Consider the following 12651-nt stretch of genomic DNA (forward strand, 5'->3'; position numbering starts at 1 on the left):
AATGGCTCCTGGTGATTCTTCGGAGGTCTTCCACAGAACCGGGTCCCGGCCGCCGTACGAGGTACGAACCGGGTCCTCGGCCTCCGACCGAGGGTGTCGAGCTGGTTGGCTCGGGCTCTGCGTATGAACAATTCAGCTTGCGTCGCGCGAAACTCTGCGATGAGTGCAGAGGGTTCGGCCGTGCGTCAGCCCTGGCGCTGCTTGTGGCGCGGGTTGTCGCAGATGACCATGACCCGGCCGTGACGGCGGATCACCCTGCACTTGTCGCAGATCTTCTTGACGCTCGGCTTGACCTTCATGGGGTGAGGTTCTCCGGGTCAGTGCCACCACCCCGGCGCGAGCCGGGATGCGGGCAAGATCTACTTGTACCGGTAGACGATCCGGCCACGCGTCAGGTCGTACGGAGACAGCTCCACCACGACCCGGTCGTCAGGGAGGATGCGGATGTAGTGCATACGCATCTTGCCGCTGATGTGTGCCAGGACCTGGTGGCCGTTCTGGAGCTCGACCTTGAACATGGCGTTCGGCAGAGACTCGACGACAGTGCCCTCGATCTCGATGGCACCTTGCTTCTTGGCCACGCTTCGCCCTTCGAATCGACTACCTTGATCGACTCTGCGCGAGCGCATGCGGACATGCGGGTGCACGAGAGCCGACGAGTCAGTCTACGTCAGCGCACCCGGAAACACGAATCGAGAAAGTCTGCCCCATACGGCTGATCCTTATGCGAGCGGATCAGGAGCGGCGGTCACGCCGTACTCCGCCAGCTTCGCCCTGCCGCCGTCCGGGGAGGTCAGGACCAGAGGGCCCTGTTCCGTCAGGGCGACCGAGTGCTCCCAGTGGGAGGACCAGGTGCCGTCCGTCGTGATGACGGTCCAGTCGTCCTCGAGGACCTTGGTGCGCGGGGTGCCGAGGGAGACCATGGGCTCGATGGCGAGGCAGAAGCCGGGGACCAGCTTGGGGCCCTTGCCGCGGCGCCGCTCGACGTAGTTCAGCAGGTGCGGGTCCATGTGCATCTCGGTGCCGATGCCGTGGCCGCCGTAGTCCTCGACGATGCCGTACTTGCCGCCGCCCGGCTTGGGCTGGCGGCGGATGTAGGTCTCGATCGCGCGGGAGATGTCGACCAGGCGGTTGCCCAGCTTCATCGCCGCGATCCCCGCCCACATCGACTCCTCGGTCACGCGGGACAGCTCGACCAGCTCGGGGGCGTGGCCGGAGCCGACGAAGGCCGTGTAGGCCGCGTCACCGTGCCAGCCGTCGACGATCGCGCCGCAGTCGATGGAGATGATGTCGCCGTCCTTCAGGACGACGTCCTCGGAGGGGATGCCGTGCACCACGACGTCGTTCACCGACGTGCAGATGGTCGCGGGGAAGCCGCCGTACCCCAGGAAGTTCGACTTCGCGCCGTGCTCGTCCAGCACCTTGCGCGCCACGTCGTCCAGGTCCTTGGTGGTCGCACCGGGCACAGCCGCCTCGCGGGTGGCCGCGTGGATCGCGGCGACGACCAGCCCCGCCGCTCGCATCTTGGCGATCTGCTCGGGGGTCTTGATCTGCACCATGGGGGGCCTGCGCTCTCCGTCACTCGGACCGACTGGGTTACCTGCACAACACTACGGCCGCGGCGCCCTGGGCGGGCACCGCGGCCGGAAGGACCGGGCTCCTACTCGCTGCCGGCCTTCTCGCGCTTGAGTGCCTCCAGCGCCCGCTTGGTGATCTCGTCCACCGGGCCCAGCGAGGAGATCGTCCGGACGAGCCCCTGCGCCTTGTAGTAGTCGATGATCGGCTCGGTCTGCGTGTGGTAGACCTCGAGCCGCTTGCGGACGGTGTCCTCGGAGTCGTCGTCACGCTGGTACAGCTCGCCCCCGCAGACGTCGCAGACGCCTTCCTTCTTCGGCGCGCTGTACGTCACGTGGAAGACGTGCGAGGAGTCGTTGCGGCAGATGCGCCGGCCGGCGATCCGCTTGACGACCTCTTCCTCCGGGACCTCCAGGTCCAGGACGGCGTCCAGCGTGATGCCCTCGCCCTGCAGCAGCTCGTCCAGCGCCTTGGCCTGCGAGACGTTGCGCGGGAAACCGTCGAGCAGGAAGCCGTTCACGGCGTCCGGCTGCTCCATGCGGTCCTTGGCCATGGCGATGGTGACCTCGTCCGGGACGAGGTTGCCCGCGTCCATGTAGGACTTGGCCAGCTTGCCCAGCTCCGTCTGCTGACTGATGTTGGCCCGGAACAGGTCGCCCGTGGAGATGTGCGGGACGGTGAGCGTCTCGGCGAGGCGGACGGCTTGCGTTCCCTTACCGGCGCCAGGCGGCCCGACGAGGACGATACGCATCAGCGGAGGAACCCTTCGTAATTGCGCTGCTGGAGCTGGCTCTCGATCTGCTTCACCGTCTCGAGGCCCACACCCACGATGATCAGGATGCTGGTGCCACCGAAGGGGAAGTTCTGACTCGCCCCGAAGCCCACCAACGCCATCGTCGGTACGAGAGCGATCAGACCCAGATACAGCGAACCCGGCCAGGTGATCCGGTTGAGCACGTAACTCAGGTACTCAGCGGTCGGCCGACCGGCCCGGATGCCCGGAATGAAGCCACCATACTTCTTCATGTTGTCGGCGACTTCTTCGGGGTTGAAGGAGATCGCCACGTAGAAGAACGCGAAGAACACGATGAGCAGGAAGTACAGGGAGATGTAGATGGGGTGGTCGCCCTTGGTCAGGTTCGCCGTGATCCAGCGCTTCCAGCCCGAGTCGCCGCCGGCGAACTGAGCGATCAGCGCCGGGATGTAGAGGAGCGACGAGGCGAAGATGACCGGGATCACGCCCGCCTGGTTGACCTTGAGCGGGATGTACGTCGACGTACCCCCGTAGGAACGGCGGCCGATCATGCGCTTCGCGTACTGCACGGGGATGCGGCGCTGGGCCTGCTCCACGAAGACGACGAGCGCGACCATGACCAGGCCGACCAGGATGACGGTGCCGAACTCGATCCAGCCGCCGGCCAGGGTGCCCTGCTTCTTGATGGCCCACAGCGCGGACGGGAAGGTCGCGGCGATCGAGATGAACATCAGGATCGACATGCCGTTGCCGATGCCGCGGTCGGTGATCAGCTCACCGAGCCACATCACGAACGCCGTACCGGCGGTCATGCAGATCACCATGGTGATCGTGGTGAAGATCGCCTGGTCCGGGACGATGTTCCCGGCGACCGTGCAGCCGCTGAACAGGGCGCCGCTGCGGGCGGTGGCCACCAGGCCGGTGCCCTGCAGGATGGCGAGCGCCACCGTCAGATAGCGGGTGTACTGCGTGATCTTCGCGGTGCCGGCCTGACCCTCCTTCTTGAGGGCCTCCAGACGCGGGATCACGACGGTCAGAAGCTGGAGAATGATGCTCGCCGTGATGTACGGCATGATGCCGAGGGCGAAGATCGTGATCTGGAGCAGCGCTCCGCCGCTGAACATGTTGACCAGGCCGAAGAGGCCCTGGTTGCCGGAGGCCTCGGTCACGCAGGTCTGGACGGCCTTGTAATTGACGCCGGGGATCGGGATGTGGGTACCGACCCGGTAGACCACGATGACGCCCAGCGTGAAGAGCAGCTTCTTGCGCAGGTCGGGCGTCCTGAACGCCCGGGCGAACGCGGTGAGCACGGTGCCTCCTGCGACCCCCGCGCAACTGCGTCAAGGGTGACGGTCTAGAGGTTCGACGAATAAGGAAAAGGGAACAGCGCCAGCCACCTTACCGGCGACACCGCCCCCCTAGGAACGACCAACCGGGGATACCCCATTGTGGGGTATCCCCGGTCGGGATGTTCTACGTCATCGAGAGACCTGAAGGACTCAGACCAGCTCGGTGACCGTACCGCCCGCGGCGGTGATCTTCTCCTTGGCGGAGTCGGAGACGGCGTCGACCGTCACCTGCAGCGCCACGGAGATCTCGCCCTGGCCGAGGACCTTGACGAGGCTGTTCTTGCGAACGGCACCCTTGGCCACCAGACCCTCGACGGTGACCTCGCCACCCTGCGGGTAGAGCGCGGCCAGCTTGTCGAGGTTCACGACCTGGAACTCGGTCTTGAACGGGTTCTTGAAGCCCTTCAGCTTCGGGAGACGCATGTGGAGGGGCATCTGGCCACCCTCGAAGCGCTCCGGAACCTGGTAACGGGCCTTCGTACCCTTGGTACCACGACCGGCCGTCTTACCCTTCGACGCCTCACCACGACCCACACGGGTCTTGGCGGTCTTGGCGCCCGGGGCGGGACGGAGGTTGTGGATCTTGAGCGGGTTGTTCTCCGCCATGATCAGACCTCCTCAACCGTCACGAGGTGGCGGACGGTGTGCACCATGCCGCGGAACTCGGGGCGGTCCTCCTTGACGACCTGCGTGTTGATGCCCTTGAGACCAAGGGACCGCAGGGTGTCGCGGTGGTTCTGCTTGCTGCCGATGTACGACTTGACCTGCGTGATCTTGAGCTGCGCCATTACGCACCAGCCCCGGCACGCGCACGGAGCAGAGCCGCGGGGGCGACGTCCTCGAGCGGCAGACCGCGGCGGGCCGCGACCTCCTCGGGACGCTGCAGGCCCTTGAGGGCCGCCACGGTCGCGTGCACGATGTTGATCGCGTTGTCGGAGCCCAGGGACTTCGACAGGATGTCGTGGATACCGGCGCACTCGAGCACGGCGCGCACCGGACCACCGGCGATAACACCGGTACCCGGGGACGCGGGCTTGAGCAGCACGACGCCGGCAGCCTTCTCACCCTGGATGGGGTGAGGGATGGTGCCCTGGATACGGGGGACCTTGAAGAAGTGCTTCTTGGCCTCCTCAACACCCTTGGCGATGGCGGCCGGCACCTCCTTGGCCTTGCCGTAACCGACACCCACGGTGCCGTCACCGTCGCCCACCACGACCAGCGCGGTGAAGCTGAAGCGACGACCACCCTTCACAACCTTGGCGACGCGGTTGATCGCGACAACGCGCTCAACGTACGCGGTCTTCTCGGCGGCAGCAGCGCCGCCGTCACGGCCCTTCCGGTCCCGCCGCTCGCCGCCACCGGCACCGCCACCGCGGCGCTGGGGTCCAGCCATTGGAATTACCTCTCTCTGTTTCCGCTAGCTACGGAACCGGCTCAGAACTTCAGACCGGCTTCGCGGGCGGCGTCCGCCAGGGCGGCGATGCGCCCGGCGTACTGGTTGCCACCACGGTCGAACACGACAGCCTCGACACCGGCGGCCTTGGCGCGCTCGGCGACCAGGGCGCCGACCTGCTTGGCCTGCGTGGACTTGTCGCCCTCGCCGCCCCGGACCGACGCGTCCAGCGTGGACGCGGAGGCCAGGGTGTGGCCCTTGAGGTCGTCGATCACCTGCGCCACGATGTGGCGGTTGGAGCGGGTGACGACCAGACGCGGACGCTCCGCCGTACCGGAGATGTTCTTGCGAATCCGGATGTGGCGGCGCTTGATCGCGGCGCGCTTGTAGGCGTCGCCCTTGAGGATCTTCTGTCCGTATGCCATGGCTTACTTACCCGCCTTTCCGACCTTGCGGCGGATGACTTCGCCCTCGTACTTGACGCCCTTGGCCTTGTACGGGTCGGGCTTGCGCAGCTTGCGGATGTTGGCCGCAACCTCGCCGACCTTCTGCTTGTCGATGCCCTCGACCTGGAAGCGGGTCGGGGACTCCACCTTGAAGGTGATTCCCTCGGGCGCCTCGACGATGATCGGGTGGCTGTAGCCGAGCGCGAACTCGAGGTTCGAGCCCTTGGCCATAACGCGGTAACCGACACCGCTGATCTCGAGCTTCTTCACGTAACCCTGGGTCACGCCGGTGATCATGTTCGCCACCAGCGTGCGGGACAGGCCGTGGAGGGCCTTGTTCTGACGCTCGTCGTTGGGGCGGGTCACCGCGAGGGTGCCGTCCTCATCCCGGACGATGTCGATCGGCGCGACAACGGTGTGGGTCAGCGAGCCCTTGGGGCCCTTGACCGCGACCGTACGGCCGTCGATGGTGACGTCCACGCCGGCGGGAACCGTGATGGGGAGCTTGCCAATACGCGACATAGCTGTTTCCTCCGTTCCCTTCCGTTACCAGACGTAGGCGAGGACTTCCCCACCCACGCCCTTCTTGCCGGCCTGCTTGTCGGTGAGGAGACCGTGCGACGTGGAGATGATCGCCACGCCCAGGCCGCCGAGCACCTTCGGCAGGTTGGTGGACTTCGCGTAAACCCGGAGACCGGGCTTGGAGATCCGCTTGATGCCCGCGATGGAGCGCTCACGGTTCGGGCCGAACTTCAGCTCGAGAACGAGGTTCTTGCCGACCTCGGCGTCCTCGACCTTCCAGCCCGTGATGAAGCCCTCCTGCTGGAGGATCTCCGCGATGTGAGACTTGATCTTGGACGCCGGCATCGTCACGGAGTCGTGGTATGCCGAGTTCGCGTTCCGCAGACGCGTAAGCATGTCTGCGATCGGATCAGTCATGGTCATGAATTGGCCTTCGGCCTCTCTCGCCGGGGTTTCCTGGTGCGCCATCCCTCTCCCCGATCCGAGACGGGGCGGGTGCGGCGCGGTGGACCTACGGCGTAGTAAGTCGTACGGGCGCGACAGACGCCCAACCCCGCAAGCCTACGGCATGTGGGGAAGGGCCTCTGCCGACCCAGTTGCTTACCGAGAGCTTCAGGAATCCCTTTTTAGGGGGATTACCAGGAGCTCTTGGTCACGCCCGGCAGCTCGCCACGGTGAGCCATCTCACGAAGGCACACGCGGCAGAGGCCGAACTTGCGGTACACGGAGTGCGGACGGCCGCAGCGCTGGCAGCGGGTGTAGCCACGCACACCGAACTTGGGCTTGCGAGCAGCCTTAGCGATCAGAGCCTTCTTCGCCATCTCGCTCACGCCTCCTTGAACGGGAAGCCGAGGTGACGAAGGAGCGCGCGGCCCTCAGCGTCGTTGGTCGCCGTGGTGACCACGGTGATGTCCATGCCCCGGGTACGGTCGATCTTGTCCTGGTCGATCTCGTGGAACATGACCTGCTCCGTGAGACCGAAGGTGTAGTTGCCACGACCGTCGAACTGCTTGGGGGACAGGCCGCGGAAGTCGCGGATGCGCGGAAGCGCCAGCGACAGGGTGCGGTCCAGGAACTCCCACATGCGGTCGCCACGGAGCGTGACGTGGGCACCGATCGGCTGACCCTCGCGCAGCTTGAACTGCGCGATGGACTTGCGGGCCTTGGTGACGGCCGGCTTCTGACCGGTGATCGTGGTGAGGTCGCGGATGGCGCCCTCGATCAGCTTGGAGTCGCGGGCGGCGTCGCCCACACCCATGTTGACCACGATCTTGACGAGGCCGGGGATCTGCATGACGTTCTCGTACTGGAACTCGTCACGCAGCTTGCCCGCGATCTCCTCGCGGTACTTCGTCTTCAGACGCGGAGTGGTGGTGGTAGCCATCAGATGTCCTCACCCGTCCGCTTGGCAACGCGGATCTTGTTGCCTTCGTCGTCGAAGCGGTAGCCGACACGCGTGACGACCTTGTTGCCATCCTTCTCAACGACCAGCTGGACGTTGGAGACGTGGATGGGCGCCTCGGTCGTGACGATGCCGCCCGCCTGCGAACCGCTGGCGGTGGGGCCGGCCTTGGTGTGCTTCTTGACCCGGTTGACACCCTCGACCAGGACACGCTCGTCGCGCGGGAAAGCGGCAATGACCTTGCCCTGCTTGCCCTTGTCCTTACCGGTGATGACCTGGACCAGGTCGCCCTTCTTGATCTTCATGCTTACAGCACCTCCGGCGCGAGCGAGATGATCTTCATGAACTTCTTCTCGCGCAGCTCACGGCCGACAGGGCCGAAGATACGGGTGCCGCGAGGGTCGCCGTCGTTCTTGAGAATGACAGCGGCGTTCTCGTCGAAGCGGATGTACGAGCCGTCCGGACGGCGGCGCTCCTTGACGGTGCGAACGATGACCGCCTTGATGACGTCACCCTTCTTCACGTTGCCGCCGGGGATCGCGTCCTTGACGGTGGCGACGATGACGTCACCGATGCCCGCGTAGCGGCGACCGGAGCCACCGAGCACACGGATGCAAAGGATCTCCTTCGCACCAGTGTTGTCGGCGACACGCAGCCGCGACTCCTGCTGGATCACGTCTATCTCCTGATTGTCTGCCGGTTCCCGGCCGGGGTCCGGTGAAGGACCCCGACCGAGCCTGGCGGAACTGACCTGCGGATTTACCCCGCAGGAATCTTGCTTGAGCAGTTCCCCCGAGGGGGAATCGCCTACTTGGCCTTCTCGAGGATCTCGACGATGCGCCAGCGCTTCGTCGACGACAGCGGCCGGGTCTCCGCGAGGAGGACACGGTCGCCGACACCGGCGGCGTTCTGCTCGTCGTGAGCCTTGAGCTTGTTCGTACGGCGGATGACCTTGCCGTACAGCGCGTGCTTCACGCGGTCCTCGACGGCGACGACGACGGTCTTGTCCATCTTGTCGCTGACGACGAGACCCTCACGGGTCTTGCGGAAGCCGCGGGCCTCTGCGTTCTCAGTCACGTTCTTCTCGCTCATCAGGCGTTCTCCACCGTTTCGATGCCCAGCTCACGCTCGCGCATCAGGGTGTAGATCCGCGCGATGTCCTTGCGGACCGCCTTCAGACGGCCGTGGTTCTCGAGCTGACCAGTCGCCGCCTGGAAGCGGAGGTTGAACAGCTCTTCCTTGGCCTCGCGGAGCTTCGCGAGAAGCTCCTCGTTGCCCAGCTCGCGCAGCTCGGACGCCTTGGTACCGGCCGACATCACGCTTCACCTGCCTCGCGCTTGACGATCCGGCACTTCATCGGCAGCTTGTGGGCCGCACGAGTGAGGGCCTCACGCGCAATCTTCTCGTTGGGGTACGACAGCTCGAACATGACGCGTCCGGGCTTGACGTTGGCGATCCACCACTCCGGCGAACCCTTACCGGAACCCATGCGGGTCTCGGCAGGCTTCTTGGTGAGGGGACGGTCCGGGTAGATGTTGATCCAGACCTTGCCGCCACGCTTGATGTGGCGGGTCATGGCGATACGAGCCGCTTCGATCTGGCGGTTCGTGACGTAGGCCGGGGTCAGCGCCTGGATGCCGTACTCGCCGAACGCGACCTGCGTGCCACCCTTGGCCATACCACTGCGCTTCGGGTGGTGCTGCTTGCGGTGCTTGACCCTACGGGGGATCAGCATTTCGGTCAGGCCTCCGTTCCGGTGCTCTCAGCCGGAGCGGCGGCAGCGGGAGCCTCGGCCTTGGGGGCCTCGGCGCCGGCAGCCTGCTGCGGCTTACGACCGCGACCGCCACGCTCGCCACCACGGCCACCACGGGCCGGGCGGTCGGCGCCACCACGGGCCGGGCGGTTACCCGCACGGGCCGCAGCGTTCTCGGCGCGGACCTCGGCGATGTTCTTGACATCGCCCTTGTAGATCCAGACCTTCACGCCGATGCGGCCGAAGGTCGTCTTGGCCTCGAAGAAGCCGTAGTCCACGTTCGCGCGGAGCGTGTGCAGGGGCACACGGCCCTCGCGGTAGAACTCCGAGCGGGACATCTCGGCGCCACCGAGGCGGCCACCGCACTGGATCTTGATGCCCTTGGCGCCCGCCTTCATCGCCGACTGCATGCTCTTACGCATGGCACGGCGGAAGGAGACACGGGAGGAGAGCTGCTCGGCGACGGCCTGGGCCACGAGCTGAGCATCGGTCTCGGGGTTCTTGACCTCGAGGATGTTCAGCTGGACCTGCTTGCCCGTCAGCTTCTCCAGCTGACCGCGGATCTTGTCGGCCTCCGCACCACGGCGGCCGATGACGATGCCCGGACGCGCGGTGTGGATGTCGACGCGAACACGGTCACGGGTGCGCTCGATCTCCACCTTGGAGATACCCGCGCGCTCCATGCCCTGCGTCAGCATGCGACGGATGGCCACGTCTTCCTTGACGTAGTCCTTGTACAGCTTGTCGGCGTACCAACGCGACTTGAAGTCGGTCGTGACACCGAGCCGGAACCCGTGCGGGTTTACCTTCTGGCCCATTACCGGGTTCCTTCCTTGCTGCTGACGACCACGGTGATGTGGCTGGTCCGCTTGCGGATCCGGTAGGCACGGCCCTGGGCGCGCGGCCGGAACCGCTTCAGGGTCGGGCCCTCGTCGACGTAGGCCTCGGAAATGAAGAGGCTGTCGGCGTCGGTGTGGTCGTAGTTGTGCGCGGCGTTGGCGATGGCGCTGTCGAGCACCTTGCCGACCGGCACGGAGGCTGCCTGCGGAGCGAATCGCAGAACAGCCTGAGCCTCCGTGGCATCCATGCCACGGATAAGGTCCACCACGCGGCGGGCCTTCATGGGCGTAACGCGGATGTACCGCGCCTGGGCCCTGGCTTCCATGGTTGTCCCTCTCAGTTACTTACGTGTCTGAATGCGATCCGCTACTAGCGGCGCTTCGACTTCCGGTCGTCCTTGACGTGGCCGCGGAAGGTGCGGGTCGGCGAGAACTCGCCGAGCTTGTGGCCGACCATCGACTCGGTGACGAACACCGGGATGTGGGTCTTGCCGTTGTGCACCGCGATCGTGTGGCCGAGCATGGCCGGGACGATCATCGAGCGACGGGACCAGGTCTTGATGACGTTCTTGGTGCCGGCTTCGTTCTGGACATCCACCTTCTTGATCAGGTGGTCGTCTACGAAGGGCCCCTTCTTCAAGCTACGAGGCATCTCAACCCGTCCTTAGCGCTTCTTGTTCGTCTTGCGGCGGCGGACGATGTACTTGTTCGACGCCTTCTTGGGCGAACGAGTACGGCCTTCCTTCTTGCCCCACGGGGACACAGGGTGGCGACCACCGGAGGTCCGGCCCTCACCACCACCGTGCGGGTGGTCGACCGGGTTCATGACCACACCACGGACGGTCGGGCGAACGCCCAGCCACCGCTTACGGCCGGCCTTACCCCAGTTGATGTTGCTCTGCTCGGCGTTGCCGACCTCACCGACGGTGGCGCGGCAGCGCACGTCGACGAGACGGATCTCGCCGGACGGCATGCGGAGGTGGGCCATGGAGCCCTCCTTCGCAAGGAGCTGCACGGACGCACCGGCGGAGCGGGCGAACTTGGCACCGCCACCGGGACGGAGCTCGATCGCGTGGATCGTGGTACCGACCGGGATGTTGCGGAGCGCCAGGTTGTTGCCCGGCTTGATGTCGGCGCCCGGACCGTTCTCGACGCGGTCACCCTGCTGCAGGTTGCGCGGGGCGAGAATGTAGCGCTTCTCGCCGTCGGCGTAGTGCAGCAGCGCGATGCGCGCGGTGCGGTTGGGGTCGTACTCGATGTGCGCGACCTTCGCCGGCACGCCGTCCTTGTCGTGACGACGGAAGTCGATCACTCGGTAGGCGCGCTTGTGTCCGCCACCCTGGTGGCGAACGGTCACACGACCGGCGTTGTTACGGCCGCCCTTGCTGTGCAGCGGGCGGACCAGCGACTTCTCCGGCGTGGACCGCGTGACCTCGACGAAGTCGGCGACGCTGGCGCCACGACGGCCCGGCGTAGTCGGCTTGTACTTGCGGATTCCCATTTCTCAGTCCTCGTCCGATATCGGACGATCCAGACCGCCGTCAGGCGGTCGGACCGCCGAAGATGTCGATACGGTCGCCCTCGGCGAGGGTCACGATCGCGCGCTTGGTGGCGGCACGCTGACCGAAGCCGGTCTTCGTGCGCTTGCGCTTGCCCTGGCGGTTGATCGTGTTGACCCCGGTGACCTTGACGTCGAAGACCGCCTGGACGGCCTGCTTGATCTGGGTCTTGTTGGCGTTCGGGGCGACGATGAACGTGTACTTGCCCTCGTCGAGGAGCGCGTAGCTCTTCTCCGAGACGACCGGCTTGAGCAGCACGTCACGGGGGTCCGTGAAGGACTTGCTCAGCGGGGTCTCGACGGTGTTCTTGCCCTCGGTGGCGTGACGCTTCGCCTTGGCGACGCGCGCGGCCTTGGCGGCCTTGGCGGCCTTCGAGGCGATGCTCGGGTGGCGCGTAGCCATCAGGCTTCGCTCCCTTCGGTGTCATTGGCCTTCGGGCCGGACACGAAGGACTCGAAAGCGGCCTGGGTGAAGACCACGTCGTCCGAGACGAGAACGTCGTACGTGTTCAGCTGGCCCGGCTCCAGGATGTGGACCTGGGGCAGGTTGCGCGCGGAAAGCAGCGCGGCCTCGTCGGAGCGCTCGATGACCAGGAGCACGTTCTTGCGCTCGCTGACCTTGCCGAGGAAGCTCTTCGCGGCCTTGGTGGAGGGGGTCTCGCCCTCGACCACGCCGGTGATGACGTGGATGCGAGCGTTGCGGGCCCGGTCGGTGAGGGCGTGGCGCAGGGCCGCGGCCTTCATCTTCTTGGGGGTCCGCTGCGAGTAGTCACGCGGCGTGGGGCCGTGGACGACGCCACCGCCGGCGAACTGCGGCGCACGGGTCGAACCCTGGCGCGCGCGGCCGGTGCCCTTCTGGCGGTAAGGCTTGCGGCCACCACCGCGGACCTCGCCACGACGCTTGACCTTGTGCGTGCCCTGACGGGCCGCGGCCAGCTGCGCGACGACGACCTGGTGAAGCAGCGGAACGCTGATCTTCTCTACGCCGAAGATCTCGGCCGGGAGCTCGACGGTCCCGGCGTTGTCGCCGGACGGCGACAGAATGTCAATGGTGCTCATA

The 12651-nt window shown here is 66.0% G+C and carries 24 protein-coding genes; all 24 read right to left on the reverse strand.

The features are described from left to right. Positions 1 to 185: 185 nt before the first annotated feature. The gene (rpmJ, locus tag ABZ898_RS17210) at positions 186 to 299 is read right to left on the reverse strand and encodes a 50S ribosomal protein L36 (protein WP_003974245.1); all 114 of its coding nucleotides are present in this window, start codon (positions 297 to 299) and stop codon (positions 186 to 188) included. 60 nt (positions 300 to 359) lie between these two features. Beyond that, the gene (infA, locus tag ABZ898_RS17215; RefSeq protein ID WP_003948620.1) at positions 360 to 581 is read right to left on the reverse strand and encodes a translation initiation factor IF-1; all 222 of its coding nucleotides are present in this window, start codon (positions 579 to 581) and stop codon (positions 360 to 362) included. A 141-nt stretch (positions 582 to 722) separates the two neighbouring features. Continuing rightward, positions 723 to 1559 carry a type I methionyl aminopeptidase gene (map, locus tag ABZ898_RS17220; RefSeq protein WP_361658850.1) on the reverse strand — a complete coding sequence of 279 codons (837 nt, stop codon included), beginning with the start codon at positions 1557 to 1559 and terminating at the stop codon, positions 723 to 725. Positions 1560 to 1660: 101 nt separating this feature from the next. Further along, positions 1661 to 2326, reverse strand: coding sequence for an adenylate kinase (locus tag ABZ898_RS17225; RefSeq protein ID WP_361658852.1), 666 nt, complete (start codon positions 2324 to 2326; stop codon positions 1661 to 1663). Further along, positions 2326 to 3639, reverse strand: coding sequence for a preprotein translocase subunit SecY (gene secY / locus ABZ898_RS17230; protein WP_361658854.1), 1314 nt, complete (start codon positions 3637 to 3639; stop codon positions 2326 to 2328). The genes ABZ898_RS17225 and secY overlap by 1 nt, the downstream gene beginning before the upstream one ends. Before the next feature lie 189 nt (positions 3640 to 3828). Further along, the gene (gene rplO, locus ABZ898_RS17235; protein ID WP_361658856.1) at positions 3829 to 4284 is read right to left on the reverse strand and encodes a 50S ribosomal protein L15; all 456 of its coding nucleotides are present in this window, start codon (positions 4282 to 4284) and stop codon (positions 3829 to 3831) included. Positions 4285 to 4286: 2 nt separating this feature from the next. Further along, positions 4287 to 4466 carry a 50S ribosomal protein L30 gene (gene rpmD, locus ABZ898_RS17240; RefSeq protein WP_052580766.1) on the reverse strand — a complete coding sequence of 60 codons (180 nt, stop codon included), beginning with the start codon at positions 4464 to 4466 and terminating at the stop codon, positions 4287 to 4289. Next, complete coding sequence (gene rpsE / locus ABZ898_RS17245; RefSeq protein ID WP_007494753.1) at positions 4466 to 5071, reverse strand: 30S ribosomal protein S5; 606 nt, start codon at positions 5069 to 5071, stop codon at positions 4466 to 4468. The genes rpmD and rpsE overlap by 1 nt, the downstream gene beginning before the upstream one ends. A 41-nt stretch (positions 5072 to 5112) precedes the next feature. Continuing rightward, positions 5113 to 5496 (reverse strand): 50S ribosomal protein L18, encoded by a 384-nt coding sequence (gene rplR, locus ABZ898_RS17250; protein ID WP_361658858.1) that lies wholly within the window; start codon positions 5494 to 5496, stop codon positions 5113 to 5115. Positions 5497 to 5499: 3 nt separating this feature from the next. Continuing rightward, positions 5500 to 6039, reverse strand: a complete 540-nt coding sequence (gene rplF / locus ABZ898_RS17255) for a 50S ribosomal protein L6 (protein WP_361658861.1) — start codon at positions 6037 to 6039, stop codon at positions 5500 to 5502. A 24-nt stretch (positions 6040 to 6063) separates the two neighbouring features. Beyond that, the gene (rpsH, locus tag ABZ898_RS17260) at positions 6064 to 6462 is read right to left on the reverse strand and encodes a 30S ribosomal protein S8 (RefSeq protein WP_007384075.1); all 399 of its coding nucleotides are present in this window, start codon (positions 6460 to 6462) and stop codon (positions 6064 to 6066) included. A 212-nt stretch (positions 6463 to 6674) separates the two neighbouring features. Then, positions 6675 to 6860 (reverse strand): type Z 30S ribosomal protein S14, encoded by a 186-nt coding sequence (locus ABZ898_RS17265; protein WP_003948630.1) that lies wholly within the window; start codon positions 6858 to 6860, stop codon positions 6675 to 6677. Between the two features lie 5 nt (positions 6861 to 6865). Next, positions 6866 to 7423 (reverse strand): 50S ribosomal protein L5, encoded by a 558-nt coding sequence (gene rplE, locus ABZ898_RS17270; RefSeq protein ID WP_055710750.1) that lies wholly within the window; start codon positions 7421 to 7423, stop codon positions 6866 to 6868. Beyond that, positions 7423 to 7746 (reverse strand): 50S ribosomal protein L24, encoded by a 324-nt coding sequence (gene rplX, locus ABZ898_RS17275; protein WP_161146652.1) that lies wholly within the window; start codon positions 7744 to 7746, stop codon positions 7423 to 7425. The genes rplE and rplX overlap by 1 nt, the downstream gene beginning before the upstream one ends. 2 nt (positions 7747 to 7748) lie before the next feature. Beyond that, on the reverse strand, positions 7749 to 8117 hold the full coding sequence (gene rplN, locus ABZ898_RS17280; RefSeq protein WP_003992364.1) for a 50S ribosomal protein L14: 369 nt from the start codon (positions 8115 to 8117) through the stop codon (positions 7749 to 7751). Positions 8118 to 8248: 131 nt separating this feature from the next. Beyond that, positions 8249 to 8533 carry a 30S ribosomal protein S17 gene (rpsQ, locus tag ABZ898_RS17285; protein ID WP_030811683.1) on the reverse strand — a complete coding sequence of 95 codons (285 nt, stop codon included), beginning with the start codon at positions 8531 to 8533 and terminating at the stop codon, positions 8249 to 8251. Continuing rightward, positions 8533 to 8757, reverse strand: a complete 225-nt coding sequence (gene rpmC, locus ABZ898_RS17290; protein ID WP_007494763.1) for a 50S ribosomal protein L29 — start codon at positions 8755 to 8757, stop codon at positions 8533 to 8535. Before rpmC ends, rpsQ begins: the two co-directional genes overlap by 1 nt. Further along, positions 8757 to 9176, reverse strand: coding sequence for a 50S ribosomal protein L16 (rplP, locus tag ABZ898_RS17295; RefSeq protein WP_030811678.1), 420 nt, complete (start codon positions 9174 to 9176; stop codon positions 8757 to 8759). Before rplP ends, rpmC begins: the two co-directional genes overlap by 1 nt. Positions 9177 to 9181: 5 nt before the next feature. Next, positions 9182 to 10012 (reverse strand): 30S ribosomal protein S3, encoded by an 831-nt coding sequence (rpsC, locus tag ABZ898_RS17300; protein ID WP_030811675.1) that lies wholly within the window; start codon positions 10010 to 10012, stop codon positions 9182 to 9184. Further along, positions 10012 to 10359, reverse strand: a complete 348-nt coding sequence (gene rplV, locus ABZ898_RS17305) for a 50S ribosomal protein L22 (protein ID WP_003974262.1) — start codon at positions 10357 to 10359, stop codon at positions 10012 to 10014. The genes rpsC and rplV overlap by 1 nt, the downstream gene beginning before the upstream one ends. 44 nt (positions 10360 to 10403) lie before the next feature. Next, positions 10404 to 10685 carry a 30S ribosomal protein S19 gene (gene rpsS / locus ABZ898_RS17310; RefSeq protein ID WP_003948639.1) on the reverse strand — a complete coding sequence of 94 codons (282 nt, stop codon included), beginning with the start codon at positions 10683 to 10685 and terminating at the stop codon, positions 10404 to 10406. A 12-nt stretch (positions 10686 to 10697) separates the two neighbouring features. Continuing rightward, positions 10698 to 11534: a 50S ribosomal protein L2 gene (gene rplB, locus ABZ898_RS17315; RefSeq protein WP_030811669.1), complete on the reverse strand. Its 837-nt coding sequence runs from the start codon at positions 11532 to 11534 to the stop codon at positions 10698 to 10700. Between the two features lie 40 nt (positions 11535 to 11574). Then, positions 11575 to 11994 (reverse strand): 50S ribosomal protein L23, encoded by a 420-nt coding sequence (gene rplW, locus ABZ898_RS17320; RefSeq protein ID WP_361658867.1) that lies wholly within the window; start codon positions 11992 to 11994, stop codon positions 11575 to 11577. Next, positions 11994 to 12650, reverse strand: a complete 657-nt coding sequence (rplD, locus tag ABZ898_RS17325; protein WP_361658870.1) for a 50S ribosomal protein L4 — start codon at positions 12648 to 12650, stop codon at positions 11994 to 11996. The genes rplW and rplD overlap by 1 nt, the downstream gene beginning before the upstream one ends. Position 12651: the final 1 nt, after the last annotated feature.

The sequence above is a fragment of the Streptomyces sp. NPDC046860 genome (assembly GCF_040645115.1).
In the GTDB taxonomy this organism is placed as follows: Bacteria; Actinomycetota; Actinomycetes; order Streptomycetales; family Streptomycetaceae; genus Streptomyces.